At 71.9% G+C, this 15,341-nt stretch carries 17 protein-coding genes; 8 read left to right on the plus strand and 9 right to left on the minus strand.

Annotation, left to right across the window (positions count from 1 at the left end):
• The first annotated feature begins 107 nt into the window (after positions 1–107).
• The gene (locus ACF08B_RS19435; RefSeq protein ID WP_073894905.1) at positions 108–578 is read left to right on the plus strand and encodes a DUF5709 domain-containing protein; all 471 of its coding nucleotides are present in this window, start codon (positions 108–110) and stop codon (positions 576–578) included.
• Between the two features lie 66 nt (positions 579–644).
• The gene (locus ACF08B_RS19440) at positions 645–908 is read left to right on the plus strand and encodes a type B 50S ribosomal protein L31 (RefSeq protein WP_073894907.1); all 264 of its coding nucleotides are present in this window, start codon (positions 645–647) and stop codon (positions 906–908) included.
• Between the two features lie 74 nt (positions 909–982).
• Here the strand turns inward: ACF08B_RS19440 and ACF08B_RS19445 are convergent, their stop codons facing one another.
• The gene (locus tag ACF08B_RS19445) at positions 983–1,777 is read right to left on the minus strand and encodes a metal-dependent hydrolase (protein ID WP_093479475.1); all 795 of its coding nucleotides are present in this window, start codon (positions 1,775–1,777) and stop codon (positions 983–985) included.
• A gap of 145 nt (positions 1,778–1,922) precedes the next feature.
• Between ACF08B_RS19445 and ACF08B_RS19450 the strand changes: the two genes are divergently transcribed.
• Both ACF08B_RS19450 and ACF08B_RS19455 read left to right on the plus strand, forming a co-directional pair.
• On the plus strand, positions 1,923–4,436 hold the full coding sequence (locus ACF08B_RS19450; RefSeq protein ID WP_392318467.1) for a DEAD/DEAH box helicase: 2,514 nt from the start codon (positions 1,923–1,925) through the stop codon (positions 4,434–4,436).
• A 19-nt stretch (positions 4,437–4,455) separates the two neighbouring features.
• Positions 4,456–5,322: an acyl-CoA thioesterase II gene (locus tag ACF08B_RS19455; protein WP_093479473.1), complete on the plus strand. Its 867-nt coding sequence runs from the start codon at positions 4,456–4,458 to the stop codon at positions 5,320–5,322.
• Positions 5,323–5,354: 32 nt separating this feature from the next.
• Here the strand turns inward: ACF08B_RS19455 and ACF08B_RS19460 are convergent, their stop codons facing one another.
• Both ACF08B_RS19460 and ACF08B_RS19465 read right to left on the minus strand, forming a co-directional pair.
• On the minus strand, positions 5,355–6,356 hold the full coding sequence (locus tag ACF08B_RS19460; RefSeq protein WP_392318468.1) for a DUF6397 family protein: 1,002 nt from the start codon (positions 6,354–6,356) through the stop codon (positions 5,355–5,357).
• A 124-nt stretch (positions 6,357–6,480) separates the two neighbouring features.
• On the minus strand, positions 6,481–6,894 hold the full coding sequence (locus ACF08B_RS19465) for a roadblock/LC7 domain-containing protein (RefSeq protein WP_392318469.1): 414 nt from the start codon (positions 6,892–6,894) through the stop codon (positions 6,481–6,483).
• A gap of 93 nt (positions 6,895–6,987) precedes the next feature.
• Between ACF08B_RS19465 and ACF08B_RS19470 the strand changes: the two genes are divergently transcribed.
• A complete protein-coding gene (locus ACF08B_RS19470) occupies positions 6,988–7,416 on the plus strand; it encodes a PPOX class F420-dependent oxidoreductase (protein WP_093479471.1) in 429 nt (142 codons plus the stop codon).
• A 9-nt stretch (positions 7,417–7,425) separates the two neighbouring features.
• Here the strand turns inward: ACF08B_RS19470 and ACF08B_RS19475 are convergent, their stop codons facing one another.
• From ACF08B_RS19475 to ACF08B_RS19495, 5 genes are all read right to left on the minus strand, one after another.
• A complete protein-coding gene (locus ACF08B_RS19475; RefSeq protein ID WP_123439808.1) occupies positions 7,426–8,028 on the minus strand; it encodes an ATP/GTP-binding protein in 603 nt (200 codons plus the stop codon).
• Between the two features lie 196 nt (positions 8,029–8,224).
• A complete protein-coding gene (locus tag ACF08B_RS19480; RefSeq protein WP_392318470.1) occupies positions 8,225–8,635 on the minus strand; it encodes a DUF742 domain-containing protein in 411 nt (136 codons plus the stop codon).
• A 19-nt stretch (positions 8,636–8,654) separates the two neighbouring features.
• Positions 8,655–9,092 carry a roadblock/LC7 domain-containing protein gene (locus ACF08B_RS19485; RefSeq protein ID WP_093479469.1) on the minus strand — a complete coding sequence of 146 codons (438 nt, stop codon included), beginning with the start codon at positions 9,090–9,092 and terminating at the stop codon, positions 8,655–8,657.
• Positions 9,089–11,713, minus strand: a complete 2,625-nt coding sequence (locus ACF08B_RS19490; RefSeq protein ID WP_392318471.1) for a nitrate- and nitrite sensing domain-containing protein — start codon at positions 11,711–11,713, stop codon at positions 9,089–9,091. Before ACF08B_RS19490 ends, ACF08B_RS19485 begins: the two co-directional genes overlap by 4 nt.
• Before the next feature lie 48 nt (positions 11,714–11,761).
• Complete coding sequence (locus tag ACF08B_RS19495) at positions 11,762–12,535, minus strand: MHYT domain-containing protein (RefSeq protein ID WP_392318472.1); 774 nt, start codon at positions 12,533–12,535, stop codon at positions 11,762–11,764.
• A gap of 152 nt (positions 12,536–12,687) precedes the next feature.
• Between ACF08B_RS19495 and ACF08B_RS19500 the strand changes: the two genes are divergently transcribed.
• The gene (locus ACF08B_RS19500; RefSeq protein WP_392318473.1) at positions 12,688–13,287 is read left to right on the plus strand and encodes a class I SAM-dependent methyltransferase; all 600 of its coding nucleotides are present in this window, start codon (positions 12,688–12,690) and stop codon (positions 13,285–13,287) included.
• 118 nt (positions 13,288–13,405) lie between these two features.
• Here the strand turns inward: ACF08B_RS19500 and ACF08B_RS19505 are convergent, their stop codons facing one another.
• On the minus strand, positions 13,406–14,161 hold the full coding sequence (locus ACF08B_RS19505) for an alpha/beta fold hydrolase (protein ID WP_392318474.1): 756 nt from the start codon (positions 14,159–14,161) through the stop codon (positions 13,406–13,408).
• A gap of 110 nt (positions 14,162–14,271) precedes the next feature.
• Between ACF08B_RS19505 and ACF08B_RS19510 the strand changes: the two genes are divergently transcribed.
• Both ACF08B_RS19510 and ACF08B_RS19515 read left to right on the plus strand, forming a co-directional pair.
• Positions 14,272–14,805: a PadR family transcriptional regulator gene (locus ACF08B_RS19510; RefSeq protein WP_392318475.1), complete on the plus strand. Its 534-nt coding sequence runs from the start codon at positions 14,272–14,274 to the stop codon at positions 14,803–14,805.
• Positions 14,806–15,037: 232 nt separating this feature from the next.
• A complete protein-coding gene (locus tag ACF08B_RS19515; protein WP_392318476.1) occupies positions 15,038–15,334 on the plus strand; it encodes a hypothetical protein in 297 nt (98 codons plus the stop codon).
• Positions 15,335–15,341: the final 7 nt, after the last annotated feature.

Raw genomic sequence — 15,341 nt, forward strand, 5'->3', positions numbered from 1 at the left:
ATCGCCCGGGAACCACTCGGTTCGCGTCGCGTTTCCGTGCCGCGCGTGCCGGCGGCCCGCCGCCCGCCGCGGCGGCACACGGCCGTCCTCACGACCTGGAGGTACTCGTGGACAGCGCCGACGGATGGGGGGACGACGTCTACCAGCCCGATTCCTCGGAGATCCGGGAGGACTCGGGGGTGCTCGACGTCGAGGACACACTGGACTTCGACGGCGTCGCCGACCCGCTCGACCGCGGCTGGTCCCCTCCCGAGCGGCCCTGGGCGGTCGACCACGTCGGTGTGACGGCGGCCGAACGCCAGGCGGGTGAGACCCTCGACCAGCGGCTCGCGGAGGAGACGCCCGACCCGGCCGTCCCCGACGACGACGGCATCGGCGACTGCAACGGCAGCGACGGGGAACTCCTCGACAACGAGGTCGGCAACTTCCGCTCCGGCCGGCTCGTCGCCCCCGACGAGGGCGCGCACGAGGACGAGGAGGAAGCACTCGTCGCCACCGACGTCGGCATCGACGGCGCCGCGGCCTCCGCGGAGGAGGCCGCGATGCACATCGTCGACGAGGACTCCCTTTCCGGCTGACCGGGCAGCTGACCGTCCGGCCCGTCCGCACGCCTCCTGCCCGACCGCCTCGCCCGAGGAGCCGCCATGCAGCAGGACAAGCACCCCGACTACCACCCGGTGGTCTTCCGTGACCGCGCTGCCGGATACGCCTTCCTGACCCGCTCCACCGCGCAGAGCGAACAGACCATCGAGTGGGACGACGGCCGCAGCTACCCGGTGATCGACGTGGAGATCTCCTCGGAGAGCCACCCCTTCTACACGGGCAAGGCCCGCACGGTGGACACCGAGGGCCGCGTCGCCCGCTTCGAGCGCCGCTACGGCGGGGCGGAGTCGGGCGAGGCCACCTGACCGAGCCAGGGGCGTGACCGGGCAGGGCGGGCGTCCGGGACGGCACCGGAGGCACCCGTTGCCGGGCGGGCGGCTCAGATCACGTTGAGGGCCGCGGCGCAGCCCACCCCGCCGAGCAGCATGAACACCGGCATCAGCACCTTCAGCTCGACCCAGCTGCCCGCCCGGAACCGCATCGGCTTCGGTGGTCCCAGCGGGTACCAGCGCTTGCGGCCGATCGGGATCGGCCACAGGATCGGGCAGCCGGACACGGTCAGCGCGTCCCCGATGTCGTGCACCAGGGCGCCCAGCACGATCGGCAGGCCCAGCCACAGGTACTCCTGTCCGGGCGCGGTGAACAGCCAGTCCGAACCGTTGCCCGGCTTGTCCAGTATTCCCGCGAGGATCCACGCGCTGGTCGCCGCCAGCAGCCAGACCAGGACATCGCTGCTGGAGCCGCGCGCCGCCCGCCACAGCAGGCCCTCGATGGCCAGCACCATGTGCACGAACAGGATCGCCAGCACCGCCCAGCGGCCGCCCGAGATCGCCGCCCCGGAGCAGCCGGCGCCGATCAGAACCGCCCACAGCCAGGTGTGGGTCAGCGTGCGGTGGCCTCCGGAGCGGCGCGGGTCGCCCTGCTTCCTCGTCGACTTGTAGACGGCGTAGGACAGCTTGTCCACGATCTCGCAGATCCACCGGGAGATCGGCCCGAAGGCGCGGGAGATGGTGGCGGCCTTGTGGTCCAGGTCCGGGGCGAGGGCGGCTCCGGCGCAGATCAGGGCCCCACAGAGGAGGACCGGCCAGGGCATCGGATGACCGGCCGCCGCGGCGGCCGCCCCGACGCCGAGCCAGGCCGCGGCCCCCGACAGTGAGTGTGCTGGTCCCATCATGGCCGCTTCCCGCCCCATTCCTCGTGTGCCGCTGTCCAGTTGACCTGGTGCGCTGACGCTGCGTCGGCGAGACAGCGTATCGGCCATGATCTTCGTCCCCGCATCCGATTCCCCTCTCGGGGAGAAGGCCAGGCAAGATGGGGGCGTGACCCTCATCGATCAGCTGCCGCCGACCGCCGACCCCGACGCCCTCTACGAAGCCTTCGAGTCGTGGGCGCAGGAGCGGGGCCTCACGCTCTACCCCCATCAGGAGGAGGCGCTGATCGAGGCGGTCTCCGGGGCGAACGTGATCGTCTCGACGCCTACGGGCTCCGGCAAGAGCATGATCGCGGCGGGCGCGCACTTCGCCGCGCTGGCCCGGGACGAGGTCACCTTCTACACGGCGCCGATCAAGGCGCTGGTGTCGGAGAAGTTCTTCGAGCTGTGCAAGCTCTTCGGCACCGAGAACGTCGGCATGCTGACCGGCGACGCCTCCGTGAACGCCGACGCACCGGTGATCTGCTGCACCGCCGAGGTGCTGGCGTCGATCGCGCTGCGTGACGGCAAGAACGCGGACGTCGGCCAGGTCGTGATGGACGAGTTCCATTTCTACGCGGAGGGCGACCGCGGCTGGGCCTGGCAGATCCCGCTGCTGGAGCTCCCCCAGGCACAGTTCATCCTGATGTCGGCCACTTTGGGCGATGTGTCGTTCTTCGAGAAGGACCTCGCCCGCCGCACCGGACGCCCCACCTCCGTGGTCCGTTCCGCGACCCGCCCGGTGCCCCTGTCCTACGAGTACAAGCTGACCCCGCTCACCGAGACGCTCACCGACCTGCTGGAGACCAAGCAGGCCCCGGTGTACATCGTGCACTTCACCCAGGCGCAGGCCGTGGAGCGGGCCCAGGCGCTCATGAGCATCAACATGTGCTCGCGCGAGGAGAAGGACCAGATCGCCGAGCTAATCGGCAACTTCCGCTTCACCACCAAGTTCGGGCGCAACCTCTCCCGTTACGTCCGGCACGGCATCGGTGTGCACCACGCCGGCATGCTGCCCAAGTACCGGCGACTGGTGGAGAAGCTCGCCCAGGCAGGTCTGCTGAAGGTGATCTGCGGTACGGACACGCTCGGCGTGGGGGTCAACGTGCCCATCCGTACGGTGCTGTTCACCGCCCTGACCAAGTACGACGGCAGCCGCGTGCGCACGCTGCGGGCGCGTGAGTTCCACCAGATCGCCGGCCGGGCCGGCCGGGCCGGCTTCGACACCGCCGGGCTCGTCGTGGCGCAGGCGCCCGAGCACGTCATCGAGAACGAGAAGGCGCTGGCGAAGGCCGGCGACGACCCGAAGAAGCGCCGCAAGGTGGTGCGCAAGAAGGCGCCGGAGGGATTCGTCGCCTGGACGGAGAACACCTTCCAGAAGCTGATCGATTCGGAACCCGAGCCGCTGACCTCGCGGTTCCGGGTGACGCACACGATGCTGCTGTCGGTGATCGCCCGGCCGGGCAACGCCTTCGAGGCGATGCGCCACCTCCTGGAGGACAACCACGAGCCGCGCAGGCAGCAGCTCCGGCACATCCGCCGGGCGATCGCGATCTACCGTTCGCTGCTCGACGGCGGGATCGTGGAGAAGCTCGACAAGCCCGACGCCGAGGGCCGCATCGTCCGGCTCACCGTCGACCTCCAGCAGGACTTCGCGCTCAACCAGCCGCTGTCCACGTTCGCTCTCGCCTCGTTCGAACTCCTCGACCCCGAATCGCCTTCGTACGCCCTCGACATGGTGTCCGTGGTGGAGTCCACCCTGGACGATCCGAGGCAGATCCTCGTCGCGCAGCAGAACAAGGCGCGCGGCGAGGCCGTGGCCGCGATGAAGGCGGACGGCGTCGAGTACGAGGAGCGCATGGAGCGCCTGCAGGACGTCTCGTACCCGAAGCCCCTGGAAGAGCTGCTCTTCCACGCGTACGACACCTACCGCAAGAGCCATCCGTGGGTCGGTGACCACCCGCTCTCGCCGAAGTCGGTGATCCGGGACATGTACGAGCGGGCGATGTCCTTCACCGAGCTGGTGTCCTTCTACGAGCTGGCCCGCACCGAGGGCATCGTGCTGCGTTACCTCGCCAGTGCCTACAAGACCCTCGACCACACCATCCCGGACGACCTCAAGTCCGAGGACCTGCAGGATCTGATCGAGTGGCTGGGCGAGATGGTCCGCCAGGTGGACTCCAGCCTGCTGGACGAGTGGGAGCAGCTGGCGAACCCGGAGGAGATGACCGCCGAGGAGGCCCGGGAGAAGGCCGACGAGGTCAAGCCGGTCACCACCAACGCGCGTGCCTTCCGGGTCCTGGTCCGCAACGCCCTGTTCCGCCGCGTGGAGCTGGCCGCCCTCGACCAGGTCGACGAGCTCGGCGAGATGGACGCCGAGTCCGGCTGGGACGCCGACGCGTGGGGCGAGGCGATGGACAAGTACTGGGACGAGTACGACGACCTCGGCACCGGCCCCGACGCCCGCGGCCCCAAGCTGCTGGTCATCAAGGAGGAGCCGGAGAACGGGCTCTGGCGCGTCCGTCAGATCTTCGACGACCCGAGCGACGATCACGACTGGGGCATCAGCGCGGAGGTCGACCTCACCGCCTCGGACGCCGAGGGCCGCGCGATCATCCGCGTCACCGATGTCGGCCAGCTGTGAGCCAAGGAGAATCCCCCCGATGACGAATCCGGCCGAGAGCCTGGTCGCCCTGCTCGACCTCGAGCAGATAGAGGTCAACATCTTCCGCGGCCGCAGCCCGCAGGAGTCCCTGCAGCGGGTCTTCGGCGGGCAGGTGGCGGGCCAGGCGCTGGTCGCCGCCGGCCGCACCACGGACGGCGACCGTCCGGTGCACTCGCTGCACGCGTACTTCCTGCGCCCGGGCCGGCCCGGGGTGCCGATCGTGTACCAGGTCGAGCGGGTCCGTGACGGCCGGTCGTTCACCACCCGCCGGGTCACGGCCGTGCAGCAGGGCCGCACGATCTTCAATCTGACCGCCTCCTTTCACAAGCCCGAGGAAGGACCGTTCGAGCACCAGCTGCCGCCGGCCCGGGAGATCCCGGACCCGGAGTCGCTGCCGACGGTGACCGAGGAGATCCGCAAGCATCTGGGCGCGCTGCCCGAGCAGTTGGAGCGGATGGCGCGCCGCCAGCCGTTCGACATCCGGTACGTCGACCGGCTGCGCTGGCACCCCGAGGAGATCGAGGGCGCCGAGCCGCGCAGCGCCGTGTGGATGCGCGCGGTCGGTCCGTTGGGCGACGACCCGCTGGTCCACACGTGCGCGCTGACCTACGCCAGTGACATGACCCTCCTGGACGCGGTGCGCATCCCGGTCGAACCGCTGTGGGGCCCGCGGAGCTTCGACATGGCCTCCCTGGACCACGCCATGTGGTTCCACCGGCCGTTCCGCGCCGACGAGTGGTTCCTGTACGACCAGGAGTCGCCGATCATCACCGGCGGCCGCGGCCTGGCCCGCGGGCGCATCTACGACCTACAGGGGCGTCTGCTGGTGTCGGTCGTCCAGGAAGGTCTGTTCAGGGCGATGTAGCGGGCTGCCGGGACGGGCTCCTCGTCACCCCTTCACACCCGTACCGGCTCCAGGGCCGCCCGGGGGCCACGCCGCAGCCAGGCGCGCAGCCCGCGGGCCGGCCACTGCCGGTGGTGGCCGGGCCCACCGGTCGGCGATGCGGAGGGCCACCCCGGCCGTTTCCCCGCGTCGTTCGGACGGGTGACCGTTCGCGCCATCGGCGCGATCGGCCGTGCCGCGGGGAGCGGCCGCCGCGCGGCCGATCGGACAGCGGGGCGCGGGGCGGGCGACAAGGCGCGGGCCTCGCCGACCGTACGGGCGAGCTCGCCCCGCAGCCACTCGGTCTCGTCCGAGTCCCGCGCGGTCATGATGCGCTCGGCGAGGTGCGCGGAAGGGGAGCCGGGAGCCGCCCGACCGGGCGGGGCGGGCCGGAACCGGTTCAGGTGGGCACGATCGTAGGGATCCTTGACGACGTCGGCGATGTCGCCGGGTGCGAGGAAGGCGGCCAGCGCTCCGGACCGGGCCCACGGACCGTCCGCCTGCCGCAGCAGGAAGCCGAGGTGCCGGCCGCGCCAGTTGCGGGCGCGCAGGTCCACTCCTGCCTGCAGCTGGTCGCGCAGCGTCTCGGGCGTGCGGCCTTTCAGCAGGTGCGCGTGTTCCGCGGCCGAAGTGAACGCGCGCAGTTCCTCGGCCGGATAGAGCCACACCACGGCTCGGTAGCGGTTGAGGTAGTGGTGCACGGGCACGAGCATGCCCAGGCGCGCCAGCCGCGTGAATCGGCCGGCCGGAATGTTCATGAGCGCGGCGCCCTCCACGGTGCCCACCGCGCGGACGCGCTCGCGGAGGGCGTCCGGGAAGCCGTCCTGCGAGCGGAGGCGGTCGATCTCCGCGCGCTCCACCCGCCGGTCCCCGCCACCGCCCTCGTCGGGCACGGTCCGGATGCGGCCGAGCCGCACGGCGATGTCGAACTCGCTCCGCTTGAGACCGAGTTCGCGCGCGGCACGGCTGACGGTGCAGCTGATGGGACCGGGCGCGCGGAAGGTGTTCGCCGACATGGTCGTACTCCCCCGTGGAGTCGGTGGCTCACGCCCTGTGCGTTCGCCGTGCACACACCGTAGCCAATTCGCCGCAGGTCGTGGCGGGGCTGTGGATAACTCCAGGGCTCGGCGGACTCGCAGGTCAGAGGTCCACGTTCGGGGTCCGTTCGGGTTGCCGGGCGTCGACGCCGAGGTGTTCGCCGACGCGATTGACGAGCAGGGTCATCTCGTAGGCGATCTGGCCGATGTCGGCCTCGGCCGCACTGAGCACGCACAGACAGCTTCCGGTGCCGGCCGCGGTCACGAACAGCACTGCGTCGTCGTACTCGATCATGGTCTGGCGTACCCGGCCCGCGCCGAAGTGGCGTCCCGAGCCCTTGGCCAGGCTGTGCAGTCCGGACGCCACGGCGGCCAGATGCTCCGCGTCCTCGCGGCGCAGGCTCGTGCCGGCCCCTGTGACCAGTCCGTCGTTCGACAGGACGAGCGCGTGCCGTACGTGGTCCACCCGCTCGGTCAGATCGTCCAGGAGCCACCCGAGTCCCTGGTTCTGCGCCATGTCTCCGTCTCCCCGTGTGATGTCTCCCCCTGGCTGGAGGAACTCCCCGCCAGCCTTCCCCACGACCGGCGTCCGGGCAAGCAGGATGGGCGCATGGCAGAGAAGATGACCGACGAGGAGTGGCGGGCGTTCGTCTCGGAAGGCACCCGCACGGCCAAACTGTCCACCGTCCGCGCCGACGGGGCCCCGCATGTGGCGCCGATCTGGTTCCTTCTGGACGGGGACGAGCTGGTCTTCAACACCGGCAGGGAGACCGTGAAGGGGCGGAATCTGACCCGTGACGGGCGGGTCGCGCTGTGCGTGGACGACGACCGGCCGCCGTTCCACTTCGTGGTGCTGAACGGTCGCGCCCGGCTGTCGGAGGACCTCGACGAGGTACGCCTGTGGGCCACCCGGATCGCCGCACGGTACATGGGCGAGGACCGCGCCGAGGAGTACGGCGCCCGCAACGGCGTTCCGGGCGAGCTGCTGGTGCGGGTGAGCATCGACAAGGTGGTGGCCGTGAAGGACCTGGCGGCCTAGCCGGCCGGATCAGCGGACGGAGTCCAGGAGCCTGGCGGTGTGCATGCGCCCCGCGTACTCGACGAGCCGGATCAGTACCTCCTTGCCGGAATCCCGGTCGCGCGCGTCGCACAGCACCACGGGGGTGCCGCGGTCGAGGTCGAGGGCCCGCGAGACGTCGTGGGCCCCGTAGCCGCGGGCTCCGGCGAAGCAGTTGACGGCGACCACGAACGGTATGTGCCGGTGCTCGAAGTAGTCGACCGCCGGGAAGCAGTCCTCCAGGCGCCGTGTGTCCGCGAGGACCACGGCACCGAGCGCGCCCTGCGACAACTCGTCCCACAGGAACCAGAAGCGGTCCTGCCCCGGTGTGCCGAAGAGATACAGCGACAGGCCCGAGCGGATGGTGATGCGCCCGAAGTCCATGGCGACGGTCGTGGTGACCTTCTGGTCCACACCGTCGGTGTCGTCCACGAGTTGGCCGGCCTCGCTGAGCAGTTCCTCGGTGCGCAGCGGCCGGATCTCGCTGACGGCGCCGACCAGGGTCGTCTTGCCGACCCCGAATCCGCCGGCGACCAGGATCTTCAGCGCCAGGGCGGAGGTGTCGTCGACGGTGTCGGAGTGCTCGGAGACCATGATCACTTCTCTCGGGAGGGCCTGCTGCGGTCGGCGTACGGGTGCTCCGGATGCGAAGTCAGCATCATGACAACCGGGGCACCCGTGCGGGCGGTTGGACCGAATCACGTCTGATGTGTGCATCTCGCGTCCGGTCCGGTGCGTTTCTCGTCCGGATCGGAATGCGGCAAGGTGGCCGCGGGTCACGAACGTTCATCTACAGCGCTCGCAACCCCTCGATGACCTCGCGCAGGATCCGTTCGTCGGGCAGATGTGCCGGGGGTACGGGGCGGCTGACGGTCACGCAGCCGAGTTCGAGGAGGTCGCCGAGGAGCACCCGGACCACGCCGACGGGAAGGTCGGCGCCGGCGGCGAGTTCGGCCACGGACTGGGTCTCCGGGCGGCACAGGTCGATCAGGGTCCGGTGTTCGGGGCCGAGCGCGGTGTCGTCGGGCTCCGGTCCGGCGGGGTCGAGGGTGACGAGCGCGATCAGGTCGAAGCGGACGCCGGTGGGGCCCGGTTGGGTCCGGCCGCCCGTCATGGCGTACGGGCGCACCAGTGGGCCCGCCTCACCGTCGTACCACTGGCTGCCCGGCTCCCACGGGCCGCCGGTCGGGGTCTCGGTCATCTGCGCCGCCCTGTCCGGATCAGCCCGCGGCGGGCGGCCGTGCCGCGATGCGCGGCGCCGCGTAGAGGTGCTCGCCGACCCGCTTGACCAGGCGGGCCATCTCGTAGGCGACCAGGCCGATGTCGGCGGTGACGGCCGTGAGGACGGCGAGGCAGGAACCGTCGCCGGCCGCGGCGACGAAGAGGAACGCGTCGTCCATCTCGACCATGGTCTGGCGCACGCCGCCCGCCCCGAAGTGCCGCCCGGCCCCCTTGGCCAGGCTGTTGAAGCCGGACGCGACGGCCGCGAGATGTTCGGCGTCGTCGCGCCTGAGGTCCGACGACGCGCCGACGGCCAGGCCGTCGTTCGACAGTACGACGGCGTGCCGTACCTCGCTCACACGCATCACCAGGTCGTCGAGCAGCCAGTCCAGCTCGCCGGATCGCTGGCCTGCCCTCGTGTTGGGGTCCTGGATCATGCCGGGTCTCCTTCGCTGCTGTGGCTGCCCGTGGTCTCTTGAGGTGCGGCGCCGCGGCCGGGATGCCTGCCACCGCCGCGCGTCCAGCCGTCGCGGTACGCCGCCATGCGGTCCCGTACGAGTTCCGGGGTGCGGCGGTCGTCGCTGTGTGCCGGTGCCGGGGCGGGCTCCTCGGCGGGCTGTCGGCGGAGTTGGGGTGCCAGGTTCGCCTGGCGTACCCGGCGCGGGAGGCCGTCGGAGGACTCGGAGTCGTTCGGGGGGCGGTGCAGCCTCAAGGCGGTGACTCCGGGGGGCGGGGGTTCGTTCGTGGTGCGGTCGGGGGCGGGCTGCGGCCCGGTGCGGTATGGGCCGGGCTCGGCCCGGTGCCGTGGTCCGGGCTCGGTGCGGTTCGGTCCAGGTGCGGACTCCGGGTGATGGGGGTCGGGCCCGGCCGTGGTGCCTTGGGGGCCCGCGGTGGTCGAGGCCAGGGCCGGCCGGTCCGACCGGGCGGTGACGGCCTCCGGGGGCGGTGCCTCGCCGGGCACGCGCGCGTAGTCGCGTTCCCGCTCGGAACGGCCGTGCTCGGGCTGCCGGGCGGAACGTTCCGCCGGACGGCTGTGCAACAGCGCGGTCGGCAGCAGGACGACGGCGGTGGTGCCGCCGTAGGGAGAGGTGCGCAGGTGCACCTTGACGTCGTGCCGGGAGGAGAGCCTGCTGACCACGAAGAGTCCGAGCCGGTCGCTGTCGAACAGGTCGAGGGCCTCGGACTGCTCGATGCGCCGGTTGGCCTCCTCCAGGGTGTCGGCGCCCATACCGAGCCCCCTGTCCTCGATCTCCAGGACGTACCCGTTGCCCACGGGTTCACCGGTGACGCGTACGCGCGTGTGCGGCGGTGAGAACTGGGCGGCGTTCTCCACGAGTTCGGCGAGCAGGTGGGTGAGGTCGGCGACGGCCGTGCCGATGACGTGAGCCTCGGGGAGCTGGCGTACCTCCACGCGCGCGTAGTCCTCGATCTCCGACACGGCGGCGCGTACGACGTTCGTCAGGGACACCGGCATGCGCCAGGCGCGGCCGGGTGCCGAGCCGGAGAGGATGATCAGGCTCTCGGCGTGGCGGCGCATCCGGGTGGTGAGGTGGTCCAGACGGAACAGGTCGCTCAGCTCGTTCGGGTCGTCGGAGCGCCGTTCCATGCTGTCCAGAAGGCTGAGCTGGCGGTGGACCAGCACCTGGCTGCGCCGGGCCAGGTTGACGAAGACGCCGGAGATGCCGCTGGCGAGTTCGGCGCGCTCCACGGCCGCGAGCAGGGCGGCGCGGTGCACGGTGGTCAGGGCCTCGGTGACCTGGCCGGCCTCGTCCTCGGAAGGCGGTCCGGGGGGCGCCTCGGTGTTGACGTCGATCTCCTCGCCCGAACGCAGCCTCCGCATCGCCTCGGGGAGTTTGCGGCGGGCGATCTCCAGGGCGTCGTTGCGCAGGGACACGAGCTCGATCACGAGCCCGCGGCCGATCCGCACGGAGATGACGAGCGAGGCCGCGACGGCGGCGAGGCCGAAGAGCACGGCGGCGCCCGCCGGACCGAGCAGACCGCGGGCCACGGGGTCGGCGCGGCCCGCGACGGCACGGCCGGTGTCCGCCTCGATGGTCCGCATTCCGCTCTCCACGCGCGCGTGGGCGGCGCTCCAGGAGGCTCGCGGGAGCGCGTCGGACGGCTTGCCGGTGAGGATCCGGTCCTCGGCGGCGCCCAGTTCGGTGTAGGAACGGCCGGCGGCCAGGTCGCGCCAGGCCGCGCGCTGTGCGGTGGGCAGGTCGGCCACCGCCGCGTCGGTGAGGGCACGGCGCGTCGAGGCGGCGGAGCCGAACAGCCGCAGCCGCTCCCCTTGCAGGCCGCCGACGGTCCGCGCGCTGCCGAGGAGGGCGTCCTCCTGGGCCAGCGCCTCGGCGGCTCGGGAGAATTCGAGCAGCACGCGCGCGTCGGATCCGACGTCCGCCTGCTGGACGCCGGTGAGGGCGCCGTCCACGGCGAAGGCCGCACCGATGGTCTTCGTGTACTGCGTGTAGACCTCGGCCCAGCCGGCCTTGCGGTCGAGTACGGCCGCCCGCAGCGCGCGGAGGTCCTCGGCCCCGGTGACGAAGGTGTCGAGCCGCTCGGAGACGCCGGCGGGCAGTTCCTGGCTGTCGGCGACCGTGCTGTCGTCGCCGAGCCGCAGCGCGGCCACGGCGCGGTCGGTACGTGCCGCCAGGCTTTCGAGGTCGGCGCCGGTCCCGGTGCCCGGGGTGCCCGCTCGGCGGACTGCCGCGCCGCGCTCCGCCTGCAGTGCGGCGACGGCCGCCGCCACCGGGGTGCGCAACTCGGCCTCGACCCGCTGGGACTGGCGCAGCCGGGCGACGTCCTGAGCGGTGGTGACGGTGGCGTAGGCCCACAGGGCCAGCAGGGAGACGACGGGCACCATCAGCAGGCTGATGACTTTGGCGCGCACGGTCCGGGGGCGCAGCCGCGGTCGGCCCCCTTGCGCGCGTGGCGGGGCGGGTCGCGGGTCGAGCGGGCGGTCCGAGCCCTCCTGCGCGGGCGGTCCGGCGTGCGCACGGCGGCCGCGCGGGGGCTGGGCCGGTGAGGCGGCTTTGTCAGGTGTTCGGGGTGGGCGCATGGCCTCCTCGCTCGGGACGTGGGTCGGGGCGCTCGGGCCGGGATCCCGCTAGTGGGCGGCACTCTCGACGGGCCGCTGGGCGGAGGCGGACGCCTCGCGCTCGTCGGCCGTGGGCGAGAGGGCGACGAAGGCCGAGGTGATGAACAGGTAGGACCCGAGGCCGACGGCGAGGGGGAAGATGAACTGCATCGCCGTGGCCCCGGGAAGTGCGTCGTCGGCCGGGTTCACCCGCACAGCCACCGCGAACATCCCGGTGTAGTGCATGCTGCTGACGGCCGCGCCCATCACCAGGGAGGCGACGGTGACCGCGAGCGGTGACTTGATGTTGAGTCCGGCCCACAGGGCGGCCGTCGCCGCCACCACGGCGATCAGCACCGACAGTCCGACGAGGACGGGGTCGTACCGGACGTGTCCGTGCAGCCGCACCGCGGCCATGCCCAGGTAGTGCATGCTGGCGACGCCCAGCCCGGTGGTGAGTCCGCCGAGGAGGAGCGCCCGGTTGCGGTCGCGGCTGTAGCCGACGGCGAAGACGCCGGCGCAGACGACGACCATGGCGACGAGCAGGCTGAGGATGGTCAGCGGCACGTCGTAGCGGATGTCGGTGCCGCTGACCCGGAAGCCGAGCATGGCCACGAAGTGCATGGTCCAGATGCCCGTTCCGATCGCCGAGGCGGCGGTGAAGAGCCAGTTGCGGCGCGAACGGCCGGTGGCGGCGAGCGCGCGGACGGTGCAGCGCAGCCCGAGTGCCGCGCCTATGCAGGCCATCACGTACGACAGCAAAGGGGTCAGCCAGCCGAAGGCGGCGTGGTCCAGGTGTCCCATGGCCCCGGGACGCTAGCCGGGGCAGGGGCGCACAAAGGGGGCGCATTTCGAAAGGTGTTGGAATATGACATGGAGATGCGCCGGAACGATCGCGTCCCGCTCGAACATGCGCGCCGAGGTGTCCCTCGTGACGGTGAGGGATCATGCGGGGCATGAGCAACGACCACACACATGTCCAGGAGTTCTTCACCGCCCGGGCGGCCGGCTGGGACAGCAGGTTCCCCGACGACGGGCCCGCCTATGCCGCCGCGGTGACCGGTCTCGGGCTGCGGGCCGGCGACCGCGTGCTCGACGCCGGCTGCGGTACCGGCCGGGCGCTGCCACCTCTGCGCTCTGCCGTGGGCCCCTCCGGTGTGGTACTGGGTGCGGATCTGACCCCGGCGATGCTGGCGGCCGCCACGCGGGCGGGCCGGGACCGGCACGGGCGGCTGTTGCTCGCCGACGTGGCCGCGCTGCCGCTGCGGGCGGGCGGACTGGACGCCGTCTTCGCGGCCGGCCTGATCGCACATCTTCCGCGCCCCACGGACAACCTGCGGGAACTGGCCCGTGTGGTACGGCCGCGCGGCACGCTCGCACTGTTCCACCCCATCGGCCGCGCCGCCCTGGCGGCCCGTCAGGGCCGGCGGATCACGCCCGACGACCTGCGGGACGAGGCGAACCTCGCTCCGCTCCTGTCCCGTTCGGGGTGGCGGATGACGTCGTACGTCGACGAGGACGCCCGTTTCCTCGCGCTCGCGGTACGCGAGGACTGAAGGCCCGTACGCGAGGACTGACAGCCCGTACGCGAGGACTGAGAGCCCGTGCGGGAGAACCGACGGCTCGTGCGAGGGCCTGACGGCCCGTGCGCGCGGACCGGCGGCGGCCGGCCGGTCAGGCCGCCGCCGCGACGGCCGCCACGAAGGCATCGGGGTTGTCGAACATGACGTTGTGCCCCGCGCGGGGCACCGTCACCACGCGGACCCCGGCCGCCTCCAGGCCCTCTCTGTCCGCGAGTTCGCCGCTGTGTTCGCCCTGGAGGTAGACACGCTCGATCGCCAGTCCCTCCAGGAGGGTGCGCATCACCGGGTCCGAGCCCCGCCGCAGCCCGACGGCGCTGCGGTGCAGGGCACGCGGGTCGGCCAGTCGCATGGTGGCCGCCCACAGCGGCCCGACCGCCTTGAGCACGCGCGCGTAGGCCTTCTCGACGAACTCGTCCTCCTCATGGGCGGCGATGCCACTGCTGCCGGCCGACTGCGGCGGGAAGGCGTCGAGGTTCGCCTCCGTGAGCACCAGCCGGGAGGCGAGGTCGGGCCGCCGGTGCGCCAGCACGACGGCGACCGCGCCGCCCATGCTGTGCGCGATCAGCTCGGCGCCCCCGACTCCCGCCTCGTCCAATGCCGCGGCGACCGCGTCCGCGTGCTCCTCCAGCGTGTAGCCGAAGTCCTGAGGCCGGTCACTGATGCCGTGCCCGGGCAGATCCACGAAGAGGCTGCGTCTGCCCGCGAGTTCCGGCCGGGTAGCGATGTGCGCGTGGTACACGGCCGACATCGCCCCGAGTCCGTGCAGGTACACCCGTGCCGGTTCTGCCCCGGGCATCTCGGTCCAACGGATACAGCTCCCCTGCCTGTCGAACGCCGCCTGCTTCACGAAGCCCCTCCCTGATGCCTTGTCGTGGCGACTATACATCGGTAACGATGTATAGCGGCAAGACAGTATTAATGTGCCGAGGTACAGCGTTCCGGGGGGAGAATGCGGCCATGCTCGAACTCGCCATCCTCGGCTTCCTGTACGACGCACCGCTGCACGGATACGTCCTGCGCCGGCACATCGCGGCACTCACCGGCCATGTGCGACCGGTCGCCGAGAGCACGCTGTACCCGGCGATCAAGCGACTGGAGAAGGCCGGCCTGCTGGTGCGCAGCCCGGAGCCCGGTGCCGTGGCGGCGCCGCGCCACGTGCTGCGGCTGACCGAGGAGGGGGGTCGTGAGCTCAGGCGCCGGCTCGCCGAGCCCGGGCAGCGCGAGATCACGGACGAGAACCAGTGGTTCACCCTGCTCGCGTTCTTGCGGCACCTGGAGGATCCGGCGGCGCAGGCCGCGGTGCTGCGAAGGCGGCTGGCCTTCCTGGAGGAACCGGCGAGCTTCTTCTACGAGGGCGACCGGCCGCTGCGCGCGGAGGAGCTGGAGGATCCCTTCCGGCAGGGTGTCCTCACCATCGCGCGGGCCACGAGCCGGGCCGAACTCGCCTGGCTGCACGACACCCTCGCGTCACTCGACCGGGCCGGCCGCTGAGGAGTCCCGTTCGCGCTCCGGCGGGACCGGGCGCCGTCGTGCCGAGGATTCGAACACGGTGCGGAGCCCCTGGCCACCGAGGTGCCGGCCGCCCGTCCGGCCGGCCAGCGGCGAGAAGGTCGCGGCGCTTCATCGCGTCGCCCCTCTTCTGTCACCGGAGATCCAACTCTACGTTGAGGGGAACGAGATGAGCGATCGATGACGACCCCGTCATGGGGAGAGGTGGTTTCGCGTGTTCGACACGGTACGCAAATACGCCGCCAGACTTCGCACCTCCGCACCGGCCCGGGAGACGGGCGGCCGGGAGAAGCGCGCACACAATTTGTTCGAGGCCGCGGCCGTCTATGTGGCCGCCCGCGCGACGGACGACCAGGACCGGGTCGAGGAGGCGGCCGGGTGGGTGTCACCGGAGGCGCTGTCGTTCGGCGTGAGCGAGCTGGCGTGCCGGGCCGTCGTCGTGCTGGCACGGGAGCGCGCCGAGTCGCCCGCCGCCGTGGCCCGGGATCTCCTCGGGCTGCCGACGGCCTGAGGAACCC

It is taken from the genome of Streptomyces sp. NPDC015139, assembly GCF_043079785.1.
GTDB lineage: Bacteria > Actinomycetota > Actinomycetes > Streptomycetales > Streptomycetaceae > Streptomyces > Streptomyces albidocamelliae.

Excerpts from the sequence above, each read along its gene's own strand:
- ACF08B_RS19445 (WP_093479475.1), bottom strand. The coding sequence starts at position 1,777 with ATGATGGGACCAGCACACTCACTGTCGGGGGCCGCGGCCTGGCTCGGC.
- ACF08B_RS19475 (WP_123439808.1), bottom strand. The coding sequence starts at position 8,028 with ATGGTCTCCGAGCACTCCGACACCGTCGACGACACCTCCGCCCTGGCG.
- ACF08B_RS19510 (WP_392318475.1), top strand. The coding sequence starts at position 14,272 with ATGCTCGAACTCGCCATCCTCGGCTTCCTGTACGACGCACCGCTGCAC.
- ACF08B_RS19440 (WP_073894907.1), top strand. The coding sequence starts at position 645 with ATGCAGCAGGACAAGCACCCCGACTACCACCCGGTGGTCTTCCGTGAC.
- ACF08B_RS19465 (WP_392318469.1), bottom strand. The coding sequence starts at position 6,894 with ATGGCGCAGAACCAGGGACTCGGGTGGCTCCTGGACGATCTGACCGAG.
- ACF08B_RS19490 (WP_392318471.1), bottom strand. The coding sequence starts at position 11,713 with ATGCGCCCACCCCGAACACCTGACAAAGCCGCCTCACCGGCCCAGCCC.
- ACF08B_RS19495 (WP_392318472.1), bottom strand. The coding sequence starts at position 12,535 with ATGGGACACCTGGACCACGCCGCCTTCGGCTGGCTGACCCCTTTGCTG.
- ACF08B_RS19480 (WP_392318470.1), bottom strand. The coding sequence starts at position 8,635 with ATGACCGAGACCCCGACCGGCGGCCCGTGGGAGCCGGGCAGCCAGTGG.
- ACF08B_RS19485 (WP_093479469.1), bottom strand. The coding sequence starts at position 9,092 with ATGATCCAGGACCCCAACACGAGGGCAGGCCAGCGATCCGGCGAGCTG.
- ACF08B_RS19455 (WP_093479473.1), top strand. The coding sequence starts at position 4,456 with ATGACGAATCCGGCCGAGAGCCTGGTCGCCCTGCTCGACCTCGAGCAG.
- ACF08B_RS19500 (WP_392318473.1), top strand. The coding sequence starts at position 12,688 with ATGAGCAACGACCACACACATGTCCAGGAGTTCTTCACCGCCCGGGCG.
- ACF08B_RS19460 (WP_392318468.1), bottom strand. The coding sequence starts at position 6,356 with ATGTCGGCGAACACCTTCCGCGCGCCCGGTCCCATCAGCTGCACCGTC.
- ACF08B_RS19470 (WP_093479471.1), top strand. The coding sequence starts at position 6,988 with ATGGCAGAGAAGATGACCGACGAGGAGTGGCGGGCGTTCGTCTCGGAA.